This window comes from Nocardiopsis listeri (assembly GCF_020741345.1).
Classification (GTDB): domain Bacteria; phylum Actinomycetota; class Actinomycetes; order Streptosporangiales; family Streptosporangiaceae; genus Nocardiopsis; species Nocardiopsis listeri_A.
In genome coordinates, this window is the sequence record NZ_DYZD01000353.1 from 1 (window position 1) to 20,232 (window position 20,232).

At 67.7% G+C, this 20,232-nt stretch carries 18 protein-coding genes; 15 read left to right on the plus strand and 3 right to left on the minus strand.

Annotated elements, in window-relative coordinates; all coding sequences use genetic code 11:
* Positions 1–359: 359 nt before the first annotated feature.
* The 9 genes from K8V84_RS18845 to K8V84_RS18885 all read left to right on the plus strand — a co-directional run bounded on the left by K8V84_RS18845 (position 360) and on the right by K8V84_RS18885 (position 10,859).
* Positions 360–1,190, plus strand: a complete 831-nt coding sequence (locus tag K8V84_RS18845) for an NmrA/HSCARG family protein (protein ID WP_304076731.1) — start codon at positions 360–362, stop codon at positions 1,188–1,190.
* 608 nt (positions 1,191–1,798) lie between these two features.
* On the plus strand, positions 1,799–2,548 hold the full coding sequence (locus K8V84_RS18850) for an alpha/beta fold hydrolase (RefSeq protein WP_304076736.1): 750 nt from the start codon (positions 1,799–1,801) through the stop codon (positions 2,546–2,548).
* A gap of 77 nt (positions 2,549–2,625) precedes the next feature.
* Positions 2,626–3,315 carry a type 1 glutamine amidotransferase domain-containing protein gene (locus tag K8V84_RS18855; RefSeq protein WP_304076739.1) on the plus strand — a complete coding sequence of 230 codons (690 nt, stop codon included), beginning with the start codon at positions 2,626–2,628 and terminating at the stop codon, positions 3,313–3,315.
* Between the two features lie 51 nt (positions 3,316–3,366).
* The gene (locus tag K8V84_RS18860) at positions 3,367–4,065 is read left to right on the plus strand and encodes a phosphoribosylanthranilate isomerase (RefSeq protein WP_304076741.1); all 699 of its coding nucleotides are present in this window, start codon (positions 3,367–3,369) and stop codon (positions 4,063–4,065) included.
* A complete protein-coding gene (gene upp, locus K8V84_RS18865) occupies positions 4,062–4,748 on the plus strand; it encodes a uracil phosphoribosyltransferase (protein WP_304076742.1) in 687 nt (228 codons plus the stop codon). The genes K8V84_RS18860 and upp overlap by 4 nt, the downstream gene beginning before the upstream one ends.
* Positions 4,749–4,821: 73 nt before the next feature.
* Entirely contained in the window at positions 4,822–5,502 is a 681-nt protein-coding gene (locus K8V84_RS18870; RefSeq protein ID WP_304076744.1) for an NAD(P)H-dependent oxidoreductase, read from the plus strand.
* Positions 5,503–5,732: 230 nt separating this feature from the next.
* Positions 5,733–9,590, plus strand: a complete 3,858-nt coding sequence (locus K8V84_RS18875) for an amino acid adenylation domain-containing protein (protein ID WP_304076746.1) — start codon at positions 5,733–5,735, stop codon at positions 9,588–9,590.
* 58 nt (positions 9,591–9,648) lie between these two features.
* Positions 9,649–9,897: a tautomerase family protein gene (locus K8V84_RS18880; protein WP_304076749.1), complete on the plus strand. Its 249-nt coding sequence runs from the start codon at positions 9,649–9,651 to the stop codon at positions 9,895–9,897.
* Positions 9,894–10,859 (plus strand): pseudouridine-5'-phosphate glycosidase, encoded by a 966-nt coding sequence (locus K8V84_RS18885; RefSeq protein WP_304076751.1) that lies wholly within the window; start codon positions 9,894–9,896, stop codon positions 10,857–10,859. The genes K8V84_RS18880 and K8V84_RS18885 overlap by 4 nt, the downstream gene beginning before the upstream one ends.
* Positions 10,860–10,872: 13 nt before the next feature.
* Here the strand turns inward: K8V84_RS18885 and K8V84_RS18890 are convergent, their stop codons facing one another.
* Both K8V84_RS18890 and K8V84_RS18895 read right to left on the minus strand, forming a co-directional pair.
* Complete coding sequence (locus K8V84_RS18890) at positions 10,873–11,826, minus strand: LysR family transcriptional regulator (RefSeq protein ID WP_304076753.1); 954 nt, start codon at positions 11,824–11,826, stop codon at positions 10,873–10,875.
* Positions 11,827–11,985: 159 nt separating this feature from the next.
* Positions 11,986–13,197: an MFS transporter gene (locus K8V84_RS18895; protein ID WP_304076756.1), complete on the minus strand. Its 1,212-nt coding sequence runs from the start codon at positions 13,195–13,197 to the stop codon at positions 11,986–11,988.
* Between the two features lie 192 nt (positions 13,198–13,389).
* Here K8V84_RS18895 and K8V84_RS18900 point away from each other — a divergent pair, with 192 nt between their 5' ends.
* The 4 genes from K8V84_RS18900 to K8V84_RS18915 all read left to right on the plus strand — a co-directional run bounded on the left by K8V84_RS18900 (position 13,390) and on the right by K8V84_RS18915 (position 17,024).
* Positions 13,390–13,824 carry a GNAT family N-acetyltransferase gene (locus tag K8V84_RS18900; RefSeq protein ID WP_304076758.1) on the plus strand — a complete coding sequence of 145 codons (435 nt, stop codon included), beginning with the start codon at positions 13,390–13,392 and terminating at the stop codon, positions 13,822–13,824.
* A gap of 94 nt (positions 13,825–13,918) precedes the next feature.
* A complete protein-coding gene (locus tag K8V84_RS18905) occupies positions 13,919–14,887 on the plus strand; it encodes a ring-cleaving dioxygenase (RefSeq protein ID WP_304076760.1) in 969 nt (322 codons plus the stop codon).
* Positions 14,888–14,892: 5 nt separating this feature from the next.
* Positions 14,893–15,936: a maleylacetate reductase gene (locus tag K8V84_RS18910; protein ID WP_304076774.1), complete on the plus strand. Its 1,044-nt coding sequence runs from the start codon at positions 14,893–14,895 to the stop codon at positions 15,934–15,936.
* Positions 15,933–17,024: an FAD-dependent oxidoreductase gene (locus tag K8V84_RS18915; RefSeq protein WP_304076762.1), complete on the plus strand. Its 1,092-nt coding sequence runs from the start codon at positions 15,933–15,935 to the stop codon at positions 17,022–17,024. The genes K8V84_RS18910 and K8V84_RS18915 overlap by 4 nt, the downstream gene beginning before the upstream one ends.
* Here the strand turns inward: K8V84_RS18915 and K8V84_RS18920 are convergent.
* Positions 17,002–18,384 carry an NAD-dependent succinate-semialdehyde dehydrogenase gene (locus K8V84_RS18920; protein WP_304076765.1) on the minus strand — a complete coding sequence of 461 codons (1,383 nt, stop codon included), beginning with the start codon at positions 18,382–18,384 and terminating at the stop codon, positions 17,002–17,004. The two genes, K8V84_RS18915 and K8V84_RS18920, sit on opposite strands and share 23 nt — an antisense overlap.
* 146 nt (positions 18,385–18,530) lie before the next feature.
* On the opposite strand from K8V84_RS18920, the gene K8V84_RS18925 reads away from it, so the two are divergent.
* On the plus strand, positions 18,531–18,938 hold the full coding sequence (locus tag K8V84_RS18925; RefSeq protein WP_304076768.1) for a RidA family protein: 408 nt from the start codon (positions 18,531–18,533) through the stop codon (positions 18,936–18,938).
* Between the two features lie 99 nt (positions 18,939–19,037).
* Positions 19,038–20,066, plus strand: coding sequence for a glutathione S-transferase family protein (locus K8V84_RS18930; protein WP_304076771.1), 1,029 nt, complete (start codon positions 19,038–19,040; stop codon positions 20,064–20,066).
* Positions 20,067–20,232 lie beyond the last annotated feature (166 nt).

A 20,232-nucleotide genomic window follows, 5' to 3' on the forward strand; every position in this document is an offset into this window, starting at 1 on the left:
GGGTCAAGGGGTCGTGGGTTCAAATCCCGCCGTCCCGACAGAGCAGTGAGAGGGGTCCACCGACAGGTGGGCCCCTTCTTGCTTTCCAGGAGATGCACGAGAGGGCCCGACCGGCCCCGCGGTCCCGACAGAGGAGAAAGGCGCCGTCTGATGCGGTCCCTTCTCGCGTTCCCGTTCCCCGGCCGGGGTGAGATGTCCGAGTTCGGCGGGAGCGTATATCCGCAGATTATTCATCCATCGTGAATCAAGATCGATGGAATGAACAATAATCATTGGACTCATTTGCCGTTAAAGGCGATGCTTGTGCGCGGATATGTCTGCGAAAGGATGTTGGCGTGCAGGAAAAGAAAACGGTATTGGTGACGGGCGCGACCGGTGGTCAGGGCGGTGCCGTCGCCCGCCGGCTGCTCGATGAGGGGTGGGCGGTCCGTGCCCTCGTCCGAAACACGGACGGCCCGCAGGCCAAGGAACTCGTCGGTCTTGGAGCGGAACCTGTCGTCGGCGATCTCGACACCGTGTCGTCGTTGCGGTCGGCGGCGCGGGGCGCACACGGTGTCTTCGGCGTGTTGCCCGCGGACCTGACCGATCCGGATCCTGAGGCCGAGGTGCGCCGGGGCCAGAACCTCGTGGACGCGGTCGCGGCCGAGGGTGTCGCCCACTTCGTCTACAGTTCCGTGGCCGCGGTCGGTCACGACTCCGGTGTCTCCCACTTCGAGACCAAGCAGGAGATCGAGTCGTACATCGGGACGGTCGGCATCCCCGCCACGGTGTTGCGTCCGGTGTTCATTATGGAGAACTGGCACCAGATGCTGCCGGCCCCGCAGAACGGTGAGAGGGTCGTCTCCTTCGCTTTGGACGCGGACACCTCGTTGCAGATGATCGCGTTGGCCGACATCGGCCGGATCGCCGCCGAGACGTTCGCCGAACCGAACGAGTCCATCGGTCGAAGCATCGACATCGCGGGTGAGGAACTCACCGTGCGGGCGATGGCCGATGTGTTCAGCCGGGTGGATGCGGTTCCGACCCGGTTCGAGCTCCAGCCCATCGAGGAGGTGCGCGCCTGGAGCCCGGAGTTCGCGGCGATGTTCGCCTGGCTCGACGACAAGGGGTACCAGGTCGACATCGCCGGGCTCCGTGCACGGCACCCCGGTTTGCTGACCTTGGAGGACTGGCGGGGCCAGGGGGCCTGACGCCGACCGGGACCCGGTCCTCTCGGTACGACCATGTCGAAGGACCCTCCTCCACCCACTGCGTACACGAACACCATTTCTCGCCGGCCCGTCACCCGTCCGCGGTGGCGGGCTCTGCTTTTCCCTGATCGCTTTACCGAATGTGTCGAAGTGTTCACCGATCCCATTGTCCTCATTTGGCCAATATTATCGAAGTGATCCTTTGATCGCTCAGGGTGATTTGCTTTATGGAATCGGTTGGCCACATTCGGACAGGCGTATTTTCGCTAGTCAAAGACTTGTCGTCGCGAATATGCTCGGAATCTCTACTCGATGCTTGCTTCGATGATTTGCGTATGGCTAGATTGAGATCTGTGGGAAGTGCCGCCCCCCGGCAGTGATTCGGGGAAGTGGTGTGAGTGTCATGGTGGATCGGGGATGACGGGGTGTCTTGATCCCTTTTCCTGAACACGTGGGCCCGGTGTCCGTGTGTTCTTCCATCTTCACGCCCATGCGCTGTGCCAATTGCGGTGGGTTTCCGTCTGGTGACAGTGTCGAACGAGTAATTCAATTCATTTTCCAGAAGGGGATGTTCTGTCATGCCTACTATCTCTGTGGGAAGCGCGTCCGTGAAGTACAGGATCACCGGATCGGGTCCGAGCCTGGTGCTGGTGCACGGTGTCGGCAAGGGAGGCGAAGCGGCCTTCGGCCACCTGGTCGAGCGATTCGCCGAGACCAACTCGGTGATCCTGCCCGACCTGTCCGGCAGCGAGGCCGCCCAGGACGACGGCTCCGCGCTGACCATCGAAGGACAGGCGAGGGAGGTCGCCGCGGTGATCGACGACGCGGGTGTGGGCCCGGTCGACCTGGTGGGCTTCTCGCTCGGCGGTGCGGTCGTGGCGGCCACCGCCGCCCTTTACCCGGAGAAGGTGCGGCGACTGGTCCCGGTGGGCGGCCTGGTACAGGCGGACACCTACATGAAGAACCTGATCGGTCTGACCCTGAGCCAAAAACACGACCCTGTGGCCTTCGGTCGGGTGCTGACCGCGACCGCGTTCAGCCCCCGGTACATCAACAGCCTCGACAGCCTCCAAGAGGTGGACGAGCTCGGCTTGCACCTCAGTCCTTCCGAAGGTCGTATCCGGCAGCTGGAGCTGTTGGTGCGCACCGACATCCGGGACCTCCTCGGCAGGGTCGAGGCCAAAACTCTCGTCGTCGCCTGCAACCCGGACGCGGCCGTTCCCACCCAGCACTCACGGGAGCTCCACGCCGGGATCAAGGACTCCTCCTACGTCGAGTTCGACAGCGGTCACATGGTGCTCGTCGAAAAGCCCGACGAGTTCGTCCAGACGGTCAAGGATTTCATCCACAAGCCCTGAGCTCCATGACAAGTGGTCGGCCGAGGTACGGGCAGGCCCTTCACCACATCCGACATTCGTATGCGCAAGGAGAAGCAATGGCCAGGATCCTGCTCGCCGTGAGCAGCCACGACGTTCTGGGAGACACCGGGGAAAGGACGGGTTACAGCGTTTCCGAAGCGGCCCATCCGTACAACGTGTTCACCGCGGCCGGCCACGACGTGGATTTCGTATCCGTGAAGGGCGGCGAGCCTCCGGCCGTGATTTTCGACGGTGAGGAGAACGATCCGGAGATCGTGGGGTTTCTCGCCGACGAGATCGTGCGGGCCAAGCTCGCCGCGACCCGGCCGGCCTCCCAAGTGCGATCGGGCGACTACGCCGCGATCCTCTACGTCGGAGGGCACGGCGCCATGTGGGACTTCCCGGGGTCGACGGAACTCGCCCGAATCTCCGTCGAGATCTATGAGCGGGGAGGTGTGGTCTCCGCCGTCTGCCACGGGCCCGCCGGGCTCATCGACCTCCGGCTGTCGGACGGGTCCCGCCTGGTGGACGGTAAGCGCGTCGCCTCCTTCACCAACGAGGAGGAATACTCGCTCGACCTCGTCGAGGTCATGCCCTTCCTGCTGGAGGACCGACTCAAAGAACACGGGGCGCTCCACACCAAGAAGCCCCGGTACGTCTCCCACGTCGTGCAGGACGGCCGGCTCATCACCGGCCAGAACCCCGCGTCGGCGGCTCCCCTCGCCGAACTCGTCGTCGCGGAACTGAAGAACACGGGCGCGGGCTGAACCTTCGCCCCGAGATCGTTCCGAACCACCATCAACAAGGGAAGTGGCAACATGCAGGGTTTGATCCAGGTCGCTGGAATCATCGACCGGGCCGAGGCGGACATGATCGTCGAGGAGGGCGCGGACTGGCTCGGGTTCGCGCTGCGGCTCCCGGCCGGGAACGAGGACCTCTCGGAGAAGGACGCGGCCGCGATCGTCGAGGCGATCCAGCCCAGGAACAAGGGTGTCATCATCACCTACCTGACCGACGCGGACGAGATCAGGTCGTTCTGCGCCGATCTGGGTGTCGGCGCGATCCAGCTCCACGGTGACGTGTCGCCCGCCGAACTGCGCAGATTGCGGACCATGGCCCCGGATCTCTACGTGCTCAAGAGCCTGGTGGTGAAAGCGGACAATATCGACGAACTGGCCGAGGTCGTGGACCACTCCGCCGAGTGGGTCGACATGTTCATCACCGACAGCTTCAACCCCGCGACCGGGGCCAAGGGGGCGACGGGGCTGGTGCACGACTGGGACGTCAGTGCCGAGCTGGTACGCCTCTCGCCCAAGCCGCTGATGCTGGCGGGTGGGCTGAACCCCGAGAACATCGCGGAAGCCGTGGAGAAGGTTCGCCCCGCCGCTGTGGACGCCCACACCGGCCTGGAGGACGCCACCGGCCGCAAGGACCGGATCAAGGTGCGCACCTTCGTTCGGGAGGCCCGCGGGGCCTTCACCCGCATGGCCGAGACCGACCAGGGGGTGGTCGGATGACCACCGATCTTCGCGAACCGGATCACCAGGCCGACCGTGAGTCGGTGCACCTGCTGCCGCAGACCAAGTGGTTGCGCTCCCTGCACACGATCATCCGCGACCGTCACGCCGACCGCGAGCGGTTCGTGACCAACGCGAGCCGGGTCATACGACAGCTGGTGGAGAGCGGTCTGGAACAGCTCCCCTTCGAGCAGTCCGACGTCCTGACCCCTGTGGGGGAGACCTACCGCGGTCTGGGCATCACTCCTCGGATCTGCGGGGTCTCCATCGCCCGGGCGGGGGAGAGCATGGAGTCGGAGCTGCGTGCGATCTCGCCGGGGATCCGGATCGGCAAGATCCTCATCCAGCGCGACAAGGAGACGAAGCTGCCGCACCTTTACTATTCGGCGCTGCCCGAGGACATCGGGGAACGGCACGTCCTCCTGCTCGACCCGACACTGGCCACCGGCGGCACCGCGCTGACCGCGATCGGGGTCCTGCTCGACCAGGGCGTGCCGGAGGAGCACATCGTCTTCGTCAACGTGCTGTCGTCGCCCGAGGGCATCGAAGTCGTCCACAGGAGCCATCCGGGCGTGCGGATCGTGACCTCCTCCATCGAGGAGGGACTGAACGAGAACGCCTACATGAGGCCCGGGATCGGTGACTTCGGCGACCGCTACTTCGGTACGGACGCCGTGCGGTGAACGGATCTCCCCGGCAGGGGCGGTACCGCTCGTGACGAACCCGTCGATGACCACAGCAGGAGTACAGCAACCCATGTCGAACACGCACACTGAAGATGCGCCCAGGGTCGCCGTCGTCTACTACTCCGGGACCGGCAACATCCACAGGCTCGCGGTGGCGGCGGCCGAAGCGGCGGAGAGGACCGGTGCGCGGACGCGCCTGCGCCGAGTGCCCGAGTACTCCGACGAGTCGCTCGCCCCGGAGTTCACCGAATGGACCCGGGCCTGGAAGGAGAACACCGAGGCGACCGAGTACGTGCCCACGGTGAGGGTCGACGACCTCGACTGGGCGGACGCGATCCTGTTCGGGAGCCCGGGTCGCTTCGGCCTCATCGCCGCGCCGCTCAAGCACTTCATCGAACTGGCCTGGCCGCTGAACACGCGCGACGGGCTGGTGAACAAGGTGATGTCGTCGTTCACCTCCACCGGGGCCCCGCACGGAGGCCAGGAGAGCACGATTCTGTCGTTGAACAACGTCTTCTACCACTGGGGCGCGATCATCGTGCCCCCTGGCGTCACCGACGAGATCCAGCGCGCGCCCAGCAACGGAAATCCCTATGGCGTGAGCTCGGTCTCCGGCCGACAAGCGATCCCCGGACGGCTCGCGGAGAACGTGACCGAGGACAACCTGGCCGCGATCGGGCATCAGACCCGAAGAATGATCGAGGTCGCCGCCGCGCTGCGAGCGGGCGTCAAGGCGGGTCCCCGGGGCTGACCCGGGCGGTCCGGTCTGTCACGGGGGCGACCGGGCCGCCACCTCGAGGGTCACCCTCTTTGGTTCTCGGCCATTTCGAATGACGGATTCCCTGAACAAGAAGCCGGTCGTAGTACGGCGTGCGCTGGTATTTCGGCGTCCGCCGGTAGTGGTGCCCGCTCTACTCCGGGCGATCGGACCAGCACCCGGAACGGGGAAGCCGGTCGCCTTTCATCTTTATGGGGGATTCCATGCCGCAGCTCAACAGCAAGAGAAAGAGATCCTTCCCGGAGGCGCTCTCACCGGCGCCCACCCACACCTCATCGCAGACGTGTCTCACCGATCTGCTCCGTGAGCAGGCGCGACTGAGACCGAACGACACGGCGGTCGTGCACGGGGGCGACCACATGACCTACCGTGAACTGGTCCTGCGCGCCAGTGGTCTGGCCGGACACCTGAACCGTCTCGGCGTGGCCGCCGACGACCGCGTCGGTCTGTTGGTCGAACCCTCCGCGGACCTGGTGGTCGGCACCTGGGGCATCCTCTTCGCGGGAGCCGCCTACCTGCCGTTGGCCCCGGACTACCCGCAAGAACGGCTGCGCTACATGGTGGAGGACAGCCGTACCCGGGTCATCGTGGTTCAGAGACACCTGGTCGACCGTTTGGAGGGCTTCGTCGCGGATGGGACGCGAATCGTCGTCCTGGACGAGGTGGCGGGCTCCACCGAGATCGTTCCTCCTGGGCCGCGGCCGGGGGACCTGGCGTACGTCATCTACACCTCCGGCAGCACGGGCAAGCCGAAGGGCGTGATGATCGAGCACCGCAGCATCGTGTCTCAGATGCGCTGGATGCGTACCTGTGGCCACCTGAGCGCGGAAGCGGTGGTCCTGCAGAAGACTCCGATGAGTTTCGACGCGGCCCAGTGGGAGATCCTGTCCCCCGCCGTGGGGGCACGCGTCGTCGCGGGCGCTCCCGGTCTCCACCGGTCCCCCGAAGACATCGTCGTCGCCGTCATGGAACACGGGGTGACCACGCTCCAGTGCGTGCCCACGCTGCTCCAGGCGTTGTTGGACACCGACGGATTCAGTCGTTGCGCCACGCTTCGGCGGGTGTTCTCCGGGGGAGAGGCGCTCTCACGCCGGCTCGCCGCGGAGTTCTGCGAGGCGCTTCCGTGGTCGTCGCTGGCCAACCTCTACGGGCCGACCGAGTGCGCGATCAACGCCACCGCCTGCCTGGTCGACGCCGGCGCGATCGACGAGCGGACGGGTACGATCCCGATCGGCGTACCGGTCGACAACACCCAGTGCTTCATCCTCGACGAGAACCTCGCACCGGTGGACATCGGAGAGGAGGGCGAACTGTACATCGGGGGTGTCCAGCTGGCACGCGGATACCTGAACCGGCCCGAGCTGACCCGGGAGCGGTTCATCCCCTCACCGTTCGTGCCTACGCAGCGGCTCTACCGCACCGGTGACCTGGCGCACTGGAACCCCGACGGCACCATCCAATTCTCCGGCCGGGTGGACCACCAGGTGAAACTGCGCGGCCATCGGGTCGAACTGGAGGAGGTGTCGCTGGCGATCGAAGAGCACTCCTGGGTGCGTCGAGCGGCGGCGATCGTCACCGACGACGCCAGGACCGGCTTCCAGAACCTCGTGGCCTGTATCGAGCTGGACACGAAGGAAGCGGCCCTGATGGACCAGGGCAACCACGGTGCCCACCATCAGTCCAAGGAGAGCAGACTCCAGGTGCGGGCGCAGTTGTCCGACCCGGGTGTTCGGACCGCCGCGGAGCTGCACGGTAGACCGGTGATCGGCCTGCCGAGCGGTCGCGATCCGAAGTCCCGGCGGCGTCGGGTCTTCGGCCGCAAGACCTATCGCTTCTACGAAGGCGGTCGTGTGCGCCGGGAGGACCTCCTGGAGCTGTTGGCCCCCCGGCCGACCGGTGGCGGCTCGCGCGGGCTCGACGAAGTGTCGTTCACCGAACTGGGCGAAATCCTTCGCTGGTTCGGCCAGTACCACAGTGACCTGCGGTTACTGCCGAAGTACGCCTACGCGTCCCCGGGCGCGCTGTACGCCGCGCAGATGTATTTGGAGACCGGCGGCGTGGCCGGACTGGACCCGGGTGTGTACTACCACCACCCCGTGGACCACTCACTGGTACGAGTCGGTGATGCCCAAGACGGCGCGGCCGGCCGGCTCCTGGTGCACTTCGTCGGCAGGAGGCGGGCGATCGAGCCCGTTTACCAGAACAACATCCTGGAGGTGTTGGAGCTCGAGACCGGCCACATGGTGGGCGTGTTCGAGGATGTGCTTCCGGACTACGGGCTGGAGGTGCTGCCTTTGGAATACCGGTCGACCGCCAAGGACCGCACGGACGTAGCGGACGAGGACCACTACCTGGGCACCTTCGAGATCACCCGCCGGGACCCGAGGTCTCGACCCGACTCCGCAGAGGTCTACGTGCAGGTCCACGGGCGAAGGGTCGAGGGCCTTGCCGAGGGCCTGTACCGCTACTCGGACGGTGAGCTGGAGCGTGTCTCCGACGACGTCGTCCAGCGTAGGCACGTGATCGCCATCAACCAGCAGGTGTACGAGCGGGCCGCCTTCGGCGTCATCGTCGTTGCCGAGCCGGAGCGGTCATGGCTGGAGTACGTCGTCCTGGGGACGAGGATGCACCACTTGCAGAGCAACGACCGGCGGCTGGGACTGATGTCCTCGGGCTACAGCTCCAAGTCCGGTACCCCGTTGCCCGCCGCGCGGCGCGTGGACGACATCCTCGTCCCGCTCAGGGGCGCGCCCGGGGCCTCGTACTTCGCCCTTGGGGGGAAGGTCAGCGAGGAGCAGTTCCGTAGTGAAGACATGAACGAGGACTCCGTGCACATGAAGGGGCCCGCTGAGATGGTCAGGGACGAACTGTCCCGGCGCCTTCCCGACTACATGGTTCCCAACCGTGTCCTTGTGCTGGACGAGCTTCCGCTGACCGCGAACGGCAAGGTCGACCGCAAGGCCCTGGCCGCCTCGGAAACGGTGCGGTCGACCGCACCGTCCAGCGTGTACGTCGCCCCGGAGACGCCGTTCGAACACTGGCTCGCCGGTGAGTGGGGGAAGGCGCTGCGGTACGAGGACGTGTCCATGGAGGACGACTTCTTCGCAGCCGGAGGGAATTCGCTGATCGCCGTGGCGCTCGTCCGCGGGATCAACCGCGCGCTCGGGATCGAACTGCCGCTCCAGGTCCTGTTCGAGTTCCCAAGACTCGCGGACCTGGCCGCGCGCACGCAAGGGAGCACCTTCGCTCCCCCTGCCTCGAGACTGGTGTCGTTGGGCGATGGGGGAGAGGGGTCTCCGGTGTTCTGCTGGCCGGGTCTGGGCGGATACCCGATGAACCTGCGACTCCTGGCACTCGAGGCGGGGCTGGGACGGCCCTTCTACGGCGTGCAGGCCCACGGCGTCAACATCGGCGAGGACCCCTACTCCACCATCAGGGAAACGGCCGCGGCCGATATCGCGGAGATTCGCCGCGTGCGACCCGAAGGGCCGTACACACTGTGGGGCTACTCCTTCGGGGCACGGGTCGCCTTCGAGGCGGCCTGGCAACTGGAGCAGGCGGGAGAACGAGTGGAGAACCTGATGCTCCTCTGCCCGGGGAACCCGAAGGTCGAGGGCGGCGCGGTGAACTCCCGCGGACGCGAGGCGTCGTATGAGAACCCCGCCTACGTCACGATCCTGTTCTCCGTCTTCTCGGGCTCGGCCAGCGGGCACGAACTGGACCTTTGCCTCAAGGAGGTGCGGGACGAGGACGGTTTCGTGGTCTTCGTCCACGAGCGCTTCCCGGAACTGGGCGAAGAGATGATCCGCCGGATCACGCGGATCGTCGAAAGGACCTTCGAGTTCGAGTACACCTTCCACGAGCTGGCCGAGCGACGCCTGAAGGCGCCCGTGACCGTGTTCAAGGCCGCGGGGGACGACTACTCGTTCATCGACGGAGAGTCCGGGTACTCCGCCGTTCCCCCGACCATCGTCGACTTGGAAGGCGACCACTACGAGGTGCTGCGGGAGCACGGGGTCGCCGAACTGGTGTCGGCGATCCGCGCTCGCCTCGACGAGTGAACCCTCTCGGGGCCGAAGAGGCCCCGCGTCGCGATCACAGAGAACGGAGGAGCAACCCGTGCCACACGTCAACATCAAGTACTTCGGCCAGGAGTTCACCGCCGAGCACAAGGGGCGGCTGGCGGCCGCGATCACCGAGGTGGTCTCGGACGGCTTCGGTGTCGATCGGAAGGCCGTCTCGATCGCTCTCGAACCGGTCGCCGAACCCGACTGGGGCGAGGCCGTCGTCGATTCGGAGATCACGGGACGCGCGCACCTACTGATCCAGGAACCGGGCTATCTCGACGACCGACAGGAGCACCCATGAGCAAGCACGCCGGCATACCTCTGACCTACAGCGAGGAGGTTCTCGAGGCCCTGCGCGCGGGGGATCCGGTGGTGGCCCTGGAATCGAACGTCATCACCCATGGCCTGCCCTACCCGGACAACGCGGCCACCGCGGCCAAGGTGGAGGCCGCGGTTCGTGCGGGAGGGGCCGTCCCGGCCACCATCGGTATCGATGCCGGGCGCCTCGTCGTCGGGATGAGCGGCACCGACATCGAGCGTTTCGCGACGGCGTCCGGAGTCCCCAAGGTCAGCAGCAGGGACATGCCGGTCGTCCTGGCGCGGGGCGGCATGGGCGCGACAACGGTGGCGTCCTCGTTGATCGCGGCGGAGTTGGCGGGGATCCCGTTCTTCACCTCCGCCGGGATCGGCGGGGTGCACCGCGGGGCGCAGACCACGATGGACGTCTCCTCCGACCTGATCCAGTTCACCCGCTCCAAGGTGGCCGTGGTCTGCGCCGGAGCCAAGAGCATCCTCGACCTGGGTCTGACCATGGAGTACCTGGAAACGCAGTGCGTTCCGCTGATCTCCTACCGGTCGGACGACTTCCCGGCGTTCTACTGCGCTTCCAGCGGTATCCGCAGCCCCCACCGGCTGGACGACGAACGGACGATCGCACGCGTGGTCGAGAACCACTGGGCCGCGGGCAATGACAGCAGCGTGCTGATCACGACCCCGCCGCGCGAAGAGGACGCCGTCGACCGTGGTGAGGCCGAGGAGGCGATCGCGGAGGCGTTGGCCGCGGCCGAGCGGGACGGGGTCAGGGGCAACGCCATCACCAAGTACCTGATGCGCGCCGTCGACAAGGCCACCGGAGGGCGAACCTCCGAGGCCAACATGGCGGTGCTCGTCAGCACCGCGGAGGTCGGCGGCCGACTCGCCGCCGCACACGCCCACCACCTGAGGGAGTCCGGTCACGTACCCGAGGGGAACCGGTCGGTCTGAGCCCGGGGTGGTGTCAGGGCCGGGGCGGGGCGTCCACCGGAGTGGATCGGCCGTCCCGGCCCCCCGCCGTGGTCCCGCTGCTCGGCTCGCCCGGGGTGACCGGGATACCGAGGATGGAGAGGAAGGCGTCGGCCGCGGGTGTGCGAACGGCCCGGTTCCAGATCACGTGTTCGGCGCGGGTCGGTGCGTCGGTGACCTCGATGGTGGTCACACCGGTCAGTTGGGGCACGTAGGTGGAGGGGAGCAGGGCGATGCCCAGCCCCTCCAGGACCAGGCGGGTCATGTAGTCCGCCGAGGACACTTCGAAGGTGACGTCGCGGGTGAGCCCGGCCGCTGAGAAGGCCTGGTCGGACTGGATACGTCCGGCGGTCCCCGCGGGCAGGTCCACGAACACCTCGGAGGAGAGACGGTACAGGTCGACCGCCGACTCCTCGGCGAGCGGATGGTTCGGAGCGACCACGGCGACGAGCCGGTCGCGTGCGAGTTCGCGGGCGTTGACGCCGTGTGGGCGTGCCGTGGTCGGTAATCCGAGGAAGGCGACTTCGAGTACCCCCTCTCTTACCTGTTCGACCAGGTCGTCGCTGGCTCCCATGGACAGGCCGATGCGCACGTGCGGATACCGCCGACGGAAATCGCGCAGGGCACCGGGGATGTCGACCGCTGCGACGGTGGGGATGAGCCCCACGGTGAGTCGTCCGCGTACCTCCCCGACGGCGGCCGCGGCGTTGGCCGCCGCGCGTTCGGCGGCCTCCAGGCACTCGCGTGCGGCGGGTAGGAAGGACGCGCCGGCCGGCGTGAGCCGCACCCGGCGACTGGTGCGCTCGAAGAGCTTGGCCCCCAGTTCCCGTTCCAAGCGCGAGATCTGGTGGCTGAGGGCGGATTGGGCGACCAGACAGCGTTCCGCGGCCTTGGTGAAGCTGTTCGTCTCTGCGATGGCGACCACATAACGCATCTGCTGGAGTTCCATGCGGTAATCGTAGCGGCAGGTGAGCCGCGGATATTGGAAAGGCCGGCGCCCCGAAGAATCGGGTACGCCGGCCCGGTTCTCGAAATGAGTGGGGACGGTGAGCGGGCGAGGTGACTTTCGCAGGTGAGGCGGGTGCCCCGTTCAGATGAAAGGGGAGGATCACTCGGTTCGGCGCGAGAGTCCGGCGATGAGCAGGCCCGTTCCGACGAGTACGGCGCCGAGCAGGCACGTTCCGGTCCAATGGGCGTTGACCCAGGCGATGGGTGCGAGCGCTCCGCCGATGGCGCCGCCGGCGAAGAACAGGGTCATGAAGACGGCGTTGATCCGGCTGCGTGCCTCTGGTCGTAGTTCGTAGCAAGTGGTCTGGGACGAGTTGAGCATGGCCGTCTGACCCACGTTGATCAGGACCACGCCGATGATCAGCCAGGCGACCTGCCCGTTCTGTGCCGGGAGCATGAGGAGCCACCCCACCGCGGCCGAGAGCAGGCCGGCGAGGAGAACCGCGCGCGAGTGCCCGCCGTCCACGAAACGTCCGGCCAACGGCATGGAGAGCGGGCCGACCACACCGATGAGGCCGACGAGCCCGATGGTCGTGGGGGACCACTCGTAGGGGCTGTCCACCAGGAGCAGGGTGATGGCCGTCAGGTGGATGGTGAAGGAGGCCATCGCCAGCGCGGCGATGGTGATGGGCCCGCGCAGAGCGGGGAGTTCGACGAGCAGCATCGCCGTGGACCGCCAGAGTCGGAGCGGACGGGTCGCGTCGCTCGTGTCGCGCTGACCCGCCGGCAGGAGGCGCAGGACGACGAGGGCGGTGACCACCAGCAATGCGGCGGTGATCCAGTAGACGGCGCGCCATCCGGCGAGGTCGGCCACGACACCGGAGAAGGCGCGGCCGACCAGTCCGCCGGCGAGGACGCCGGCCATGACGATGCCGATGCTGCGGGCCCGCCGGTCGGGCGCGCTGATCTCGGCGGCGAACGGGACGAGGACCTGCGCGCCGACCGAGGTGACCGCGGCGAGGCCGGTGGCCATCAGCAGCAGCGAGCCGTTGGGCGAGGATCCCGCCACGGCCAGGAGGACACCGGTGCCGACGAGCAGGATCGCCGCGAGGCCCCGGCGCGAGTAGCGGTCGCCGAGAGGCACCAGGAGGCCGAGCCCGAGCGCGTAGCCGACCTGGGCCATCGCGATGGTGAGGCCGGCGGCGGTGGTGCTCATGGCCAGCTCGGAACGTAGCAGTCCGAGCAGCGGCTGGGCGAAGTAGTTGCCCGCCACCGACAGACCCGCCGCCACCGCCATGATCAGCAGTACGAGCGATGGGCGTGGGGAACCGGTGACGGCCGCTTCCCTTGCGGGGGAGTTGGTGTTGGTCATGCCTCCATATTCGAGAAGTCGCGAGCATGAGTCCAACGCATTCTATTCATGGTTTGCATCGTGAATTTCGATGAGTGCCCGGGAGTCGTCGAACCGGCCCGACGAAGCGGAAGAGCCGCTGATCCAGTCCCCTCCTTGCTGGTTCTTCACATGTACACTTCGGTGAAACTTTCGACGGGAGGAAAGGTTCCGATGAAGGAGTATTCCTGGGATGGTCGACTGGACGAATTGGACTTCGACGAGTTGTCGAGGCTGTACCGGATCGCGCCGTTGGGGAACAAGTCCCCGGAGGAACTCGCGATGGTGTTCGGGAACAGTATGTTCCGTTGTTTCGTCCGAGACGGCGCGACGCTCGTCGGTGCCGGGCGGGCCCTTGCCGACGGAGGGGACTGCGCCTATATCGCGGACGTCGCGGTCCACCCGGACCACCAGGGAAGGGGGCTGGGTTCGGAGATCATCCGCAGGCTCCTGTCCCTCGCCGACGGCTACAAGAAGGTCGTCCTGTACGCCAAGCCCGGCACGGAGGCCTTCTACGGTGAACTCGGCTTCCTGCGCATGAGCACCGCCATGGCGGTCTGGAACGACCCGCGTCGCGCGGTCCAGGTCGGCCTGCTCGAAGGCCCGTGAGAGGGGAGAACTCTGGACTCCCTTGGAAGTGTCTTGCCGGGAAGAGGTTTCTGAGGTAGATTCATCTCGACGAGGCGATCTGGGGAATGGGGACATGGCGATCAAGACGGACGGACTGCACCACGTGACCGCGATCGGCGGGAACCCCCGGCGCAACGTCGACTTCTACGCGCGCACGCTCGGTCTGCGCCTGGTCAAGACCACCGTGAACTTCGACGACCCCGGCGTTTACCACCTCTACTACGGTGACGCCGAGGGAACGCCCGGCACGCTCATGACCCTCTTCCCCTGGGACGGGGTGACCCCCGGCCGCCATGGCACCGGGCAGGCCACGACCACGTCCTTCTCCGTCCCCGAGCTCTCCCTGGGCTGGTGGGAGGAACACCTGAAGAGGGTCGGCGTCGAGAGCACGCGGAACGGGAGCCCCGGCGAGGAGGCCCTGACCTTCCTCGACCCCGACGGGTTGCGCCTGTCCCTGGTCGCACACCCTCAGGGGGACCCCCGCGACCCGTGGGACACCCCGCTGGTGCCCGCCGAGTACGCGATTCGCGGACTCCACTCGGTGACCATGCAGGTCGCCAAGGAGGACGCTTCCGCCGACATGCTGACCGACGGTCTGGGCCTGCGCTTCGTCGGTGAACACGGCGACAGGCTGCGCTTCGCGGCCGGTGACGGTGGACCGGGGACACTCGTCGACGTCCTGGTCACCCCGAACGCCCCGCGCGGCCTGGTCGCGGGCGGCACGGTGCACCACGTCGCCTGGCGGGTGCCCGACGACGCCACCCAACGCGCCTGGCGGGACGAACTCATCGACAGGGGCATGAACGTCACCGAGATCCTGGACCGACGGTACTTCCACTCGATCTACTTCCGGGAACCGGGCGGCACCCTGTTCGAAGTGGCCACCGACGACATCGGTTTCGACGTCGACGAGCCCCTGCTCGAACTCGGCCGCGCCCTCAAGCTCCCACCGTGGCTGGAGCCCCGACGGGACCAGATCCAGAACGCGCTTCCGCGGCTGAACCTGCCCACGGAGAACAACCCCGAGGCGCAGAGGGTGTGAGCTCCATGGTGGTCTTCGGCTCCGGGACGGTGAACGGGGTGGGGGAGCAGGTCCAACGGCTGGGCGCGTCCCGGGTACTCCTGCTCTCCTCGCCCTCGGGGCGTGCGGTGGGCCGGATGCGCCAGGCCCTCCGGGATCTGTTGGTGGCGGAGTTCGCGGGGGCGATTCCGCACACCCCGGTCGAGGTGACCGAGCGGGCGCTTCGACTCGTGAACGAGCACGCCATCGACTGCCTGGTCGCCATCGGCGGTGGATCGACGACCGGACTCGCCAAGGCCCTGGCGGTACGTACAGAGCTGCCACAGGTCATCGTCCCCACCACCTACGCGGGTTCGGAGGTCACGTCCGTTCTCGGGGAGACCGAGGACGGACGCAAGATCACCCGGTCCGGGCCGCAGATCCTTCCGGAGACGGTGGTCTACGACGTCGACCTCACCCTGGGACTGCCGGTGGCGGTATCGGTGACCAGCGCGGTCAACGCCATGGCCCACGCGGTGGAGGCCCTGTACGCGCCGGAGGTCGACCCGGCGACCGAGGAGAAGGCACTGGAGGCGATCACGCTGATCGCCCGGGCCCTTCCCGTGGTCGCCGGCTCGCCGACCGACGCCGAGGCCCGTGGGGACCTGCTGCGCGCGGCCCGACTCGCCGGGACCTGCCTTGAAACCGTCGGCATGGGCCTGCACCACAAGCTCTGCCACACCCTGGGCGGGTCGTTCGACATGCCGCACGCCGCGACCCACACTGTCGTGCTGCCGCACGTGATGGCCTACAACGCGCCCGCCGTACCCGAGGTGATGCTCCGTGTCGCGGAGGCGATGGGAACCGACGACGCCGCGCGCGGGGTCCACGACCTCGTGGTGGGCGTCGAGGGCCCCACTTCGCTGTGCGACCTCGGTATGGCCCGGTCCGACCTGACACGGGCCGCCGGGCTCGCCACCGCCAAGCCCTACCCGAACCCGCGAGAGCCGGAACGACAGGGCGTGGAGACACTGCTCGTCGACGCTTGGCAGGGTCGAAGACCGCGGCCGGCACGACTGGAGGAACGATGACGGACAAGGCCGGGTCGCCCGACAAGACCGACGTGGTCGTCATCGGCGCCGGGCAGGCCGGGCTCTCGGTGGCCTGGCACCTGCGTCGGCTCGGGCTGAAGCCCGGGGTCGACTTCGTGGTCTTGGACCGAGGACCGGACAGCGGTGGAGCCTGGCAGTTCCGCTGGGAGGCGCTGCGGTTGGACGACGCCCACAAGGTCGACGACCTGCCCGGGATGCGGGAGCTGGGGCTGAGTTTCGAGACCGCCGACCCCCAACGCCCCGCCCGGGACGTGGTCCGTGACTACTACCGCCGCTACGAGGACGCCTTCGACCTGCGGGTGGTCCGTCCGGTTCAGGTACAAGGGGTGCACGACCACGACGAGGGGTTTCGGGTCGTGACCGACCGGGGCGAGGTCGTCTCACGGACCGTGGTCAACGCCGGCGGCACCTGGGCCCGGCCGTTTCGGCCCTACTTCGCGGGCGCGGCGGACTTCCGGGGAATCCAGATCTCCACACCCGACTACCGGGCCGCCGAGGACTTCGCGGGGATGCGGGTCCTGGTGGTGGGCGGTGGCACCTCCGCGGTGGGGTTCCTGCGCGAACTGGAGGGCGTGGCCGCGAGCACCACATGGGCCACACGCAGACCCGTCACCTTCGTCGACGACCCGGAGGGCCCGATCAACGCGGTGCGTGCGGCGGACGAGGCCGCGAGGGCCGGCCGCCGGCTGCCCAGCATCGTCAGTGGCACCGGGCTGCCCGCCACCCCCGCCGACCTGGCGGGCCGGGACCGTGGGCTGCTGGTGGACCGGCCCATGTTCACCGCGATCGAACCCGACGGGGTGCGTTGGCCGGACGGAACGTTCGAACCGGTGGACGCCATCATCTGGGCCACCGGTTTCCGTGCCGAACTCACCCACCTGGCCCCACTGCGCCTTCGTGAACCCGGTGGAGGGGTGTGGGTGGAGGACGGCCGCGCGGTCCGTCGGCCGGGCCTGTTCATGGCCGGATACGGGCCGCAGGCCAGCACCATCGGCGCCAACCGGGCCGGGCGGGCCGTCGCGCGTCGGGTGGTGGCCGCGCTCCCTAACCGGTCGGCATCACGTTGATCAGCTTCTTGTTGACGAACTCCTGGATACCGGCGGCGGAGAGTTCCTGACCGTAGCCGGACCTCTTGGTGCCACCGAACGGAAGGTCCGGCCGGGTCCAGGTCGGGTGGTTCACGAACACCATCCCGGTCTCGATCCGCCTGGCGACCTCCACACCGTGGGCGGTGTCCTCGGTGAACACCGACCCTCCCAGCCCGAAGCTGGAATCGTTGGCGATCCGCACCGCCTCATCCTCGTCCGCGGCCCGGAAGAAGAGGGCGACGGGACCGAAGAACTCCTTGTCGTAGACCGGGTTGTCCCTGGTCACTCCGGTGAGGATCCTGGGCTGGACGAACGCGCCCTCCTCCGGGACGGGATCGCCGGGCGTCATCATCAGGGCGCCGTGGTCGACGGCCTCGTCCACCAGGGCGTCGAGGTCGTCGGCGGCGCTCTGCGAGGACAGTGGAGGCAGGGTCGTGTCGGGGTCGAACGGGTCGCCCGCCTTGAGCTCGGCGAATCCTTCGCCGAACCGCCGCAGGAACTCCTCCGCCAGCTCCTCGACCACGATGATCCGCTTGGCGGCGACACAGCTCTGCCCGGCGTTGTTGAGCCGGCCCCAGAGCGCCCGCTCGACGCTCAGGTCGAGGTCGGCGTCGGCGAGCACGATCAGGGCGTCACTGCCGCCGAGTTCCAGGGTGCTCTTCTTCAACTCCTCGCCCGCGTGCGAGGCGACACTGGAACCCGCGCCCTCGCTACCGGTGAGCGCGACCCCTCGGATCCGGGAGTCCTGGATCGTACGGCTCACCTGATCCTTGCTCGCGTAGACGTTGGTGTAGGCGCCCTCCGGGGCGCCGGCCTCCCGGAACAGCCGCTCGAAGGCCGCGGCGGACTGCGGGACGATCGACGCGTGCTTGACCATCACCACGTTCCCGGCCATGAGGTTGGGACCGGCGAATCGGGCCAGTTGGTAGTAGGGGAAGTTCCATGGCTGAACCCCGAACAGCACCCCGATCGGGTCGCTGACGACGATGGCCTCTCCCGCCTCGGGGTGGTCGGTGGACACCCGCTCGGGGGCCAGGAACTCCTCGGCGTTGTCCGCGTAGTAGTCCAGGATCGAGGCGGCCAGATCGACCTCGCCCAGGCTCTCGCTGTACAGCTTGCCCATCTCCAGAGTGAGGAGGCGGGCGAACTCGTCGGGTCGTTCGCGCAGAATGCTCGCGGCGCGGGCGACGACCTCCTTGCGCTCGTCGAAGGACTTGGTGCGCCAGGACTCGAAGGTCCGCTGGGCGGTGTGGACGGCCCGGTCCAGCTCCTCGTCCTCGATCCCCGGGAACGTCGCCAGGGTCTCGTTCGTGTAGGGGTTCGTGGTCGCGTAAGCCATCAGGTTCCCTCCGTCCGTCTTATGGGTCCCCTGCTCGGTCGATGCCGGTGGTGAAACGTCTCCCACGTAAAAACCCGTTGGGGCGGTCGCCGGTACGGCGCTACCGTGCCCTGTGCCCGACCATTTCCACACCACCGAGGAACCCGATGAACAGCGCCGTGACGCTCCTTCGATCCACCGTCCTGTCCGACGTCGCGGAGTACGCCTACGCCGCCACGGTCCCGTCCGGGACACGACTGGTCTTCACCGCCGGCGCGTGCCCGCTCAACGCCGACGGCACCACCGCGGCCGTGGGCGACTACGCCGGTCAGGCCGCGGTGTGCGTGGCCAACCTGAAGACCGCGCTCGCGGAGGCCGGCGCGGAGCTGACCGACGTGGTCAGCACCCGGGTGCTGGTCGCCTCCTCGTCCCAGGAAGACCTGGTGAGGGCCTGGGAGGTGGTGCGGGACTCCTTCGGTGAGCACGACGTCCCCAGCACTCTGCTGGGCGTCACGGTCCTGGGCTATGACGACCAGCTCGTGGAGATCGAGTCCGTGGCCGCCCTGCGAGAGTAGGGCCATGGGAATTCGGCCTGTGGACGACCGGTTCCCCGAGAGGGGTTCGGCCTAGGATCGGGAGAGACAGAGGTTCCCAGAACACGGAGGATGTGCGCCATGCGGGCCAATCGGCTGCCGACCGAGGAGATCAAACGCGACGCCGCGGCCTTCGCCGACCGGGTCACCTCCGACGGGCGCTTCGGCCGCACCGCCGAACCAGGACGCTATCGGCTGGTCATCAACAGGGCCTGCCCCTGGGCGCACCGCGTCGTGATGACCCGCCGCCTCATGGGACTGGAACAGGTGGTCTCCCTGGCCGTCACCGATCCCGTGCAGGAGATCATCGAAGGCGACCCGCACTGGGTGTTCACCGAACGCACCGGCAGCCCGGGCGACAAGGACCCGGTGCTCGGCATCCACGCCCTGCGCGAGGCCTACCTCGCCCGTGACCCCGACTACGACGGCGGCGTCAGCGTGCCCGGGCTCGTGGACGTCGCCTCCGGCCACCTGGTCTCCAACGACTACGACCAGATCAGCCTGGACATGGCCACCGAATGGGAAGGCCTCGCCCGCGCCGGCGCCCCGCGGCTGTACCCCGAGGAGTTGCGCGAGGAGATCGACGCCGTCAGCGCCGAGGTGTACCGCGACCTCAACAACGGTGTCTACCGTTCCGGGTTCGCCCCCGACCAGAAGCGCTACGAGCGGGCCGTGCGCGGAGTGTTCGACCGCCTGGACGCCTTGGAGGAGCGCCTGAGCGAACGCCGCTATTTGGTCGGCGAGCACATCACCCTGGCCGACCTGCGCCTTTGGGCCACCCTGGTGCGCTTCGACGCCGCCTACCACGGCCACTTCAAGTGCAATCGCCGCAAGCTCATCGAGTATCCGGCGCTGTGGGCCTACGCCCGCGACCTGTTCCAGACCCCGGGCTTCGGTGACACCACCAACCTGGAGCACATCCGGGTGCACTACTACGCGGTGCACACCGCCATCAACCCCACTGGGATCGTGGCCGTCGGCCCGGACCCGCATGGTTGGCTCACCCCGCACCACCGGGAGGAGCTGGGCGGTCGCCCGTTCGGGGACGGGACTCCGCCGGGACCTGTGGTGGAGGGCGAGCACGTCCCGCCGCTGGAAGAGCAGGGGTAGGTAGGCAGAAGGGGTCAGGTCTGAGGGGTAGGGAGCCGGTTCGTCGGTGGGGCGCCCCGGATAGAGAGCCTTGGGGGTTGTTGGGTGGGGTGGGGGTGGGTTCTTCCTCCTTCCCCGCCGCGTGATTGTTGCCGCCCGCACCGCACGCGTCAAGGCGATGGTGTGT

Excerpts from the sequence above, each read along its gene's own strand:
- K8V84_RS18930 (WP_304076771.1), top strand. The coding sequence starts at position 19,038 with ATGCGGGCCAATCGGCTGCCGACCGAGGAGATCAAACGCGACGCCGCG.
- K8V84_RS18875 (WP_304076746.1), top strand. The coding sequence starts at position 5,733 with ATGCCGCAGCTCAACAGCAAGAGAAAGAGATCCTTCCCGGAGGCGCTC.
- K8V84_RS18855 (WP_304076739.1), top strand. The coding sequence starts at position 2,626 with ATGGCCAGGATCCTGCTCGCCGTGAGCAGCCACGACGTTCTGGGAGAC.
- K8V84_RS18915 (WP_304076762.1), top strand. The coding sequence starts at position 15,933 with ATGACGGACAAGGCCGGGTCGCCCGACAAGACCGACGTGGTCGTCATC.
- K8V84_RS18900 (WP_304076758.1), top strand. The coding sequence starts at position 13,390 with ATGAAGGAGTATTCCTGGGATGGTCGACTGGACGAATTGGACTTCGAC.
- K8V84_RS18890 (WP_304076753.1), bottom strand. The coding sequence starts at position 11,826 with ATGGAACTCCAGCAGATGCGTTATGTGGTCGCCATCGCAGAGACGAAC.
- K8V84_RS18870 (WP_304076744.1), top strand. The coding sequence starts at position 4,822 with ATGTCGAACACGCACACTGAAGATGCGCCCAGGGTCGCCGTCGTCTAC.
- K8V84_RS18920 (WP_304076765.1), bottom strand. The coding sequence starts at position 18,384 with ATGGCTTACGCGACCACGAACCCCTACACGAACGAGACCCTGGCGACG.
- K8V84_RS18895 (WP_304076756.1), bottom strand. The coding sequence starts at position 13,197 with ATGACCAACACCAACTCCCCCGCAAGGGAAGCGGCCGTCACCGGTTCC.
- K8V84_RS18860 (WP_304076741.1), top strand. The coding sequence starts at position 3,367 with ATGCAGGGTTTGATCCAGGTCGCTGGAATCATCGACCGGGCCGAGGCG.
- K8V84_RS18885 (WP_304076751.1), top strand. The coding sequence starts at position 9,894 with ATGAGCAAGCACGCCGGCATACCTCTGACCTACAGCGAGGAGGTTCTC.
- K8V84_RS18910 (WP_304076774.1), top strand. The coding sequence starts at position 14,893 with ATGGTGGTCTTCGGCTCCGGGACGGTGAACGGGGTGGGGGAGCAGGTC.
- upp (WP_304076742.1), top strand. The coding sequence starts at position 4,062 with ATGACCACCGATCTTCGCGAACCGGATCACCAGGCCGACCGTGAGTCG.
- K8V84_RS18905 (WP_304076760.1), top strand. The coding sequence starts at position 13,919 with ATGGCGATCAAGACGGACGGACTGCACCACGTGACCGCGATCGGCGGG.
- K8V84_RS18925 (WP_304076768.1), top strand. The coding sequence starts at position 18,531 with ATGAACAGCGCCGTGACGCTCCTTCGATCCACCGTCCTGTCCGACGTC.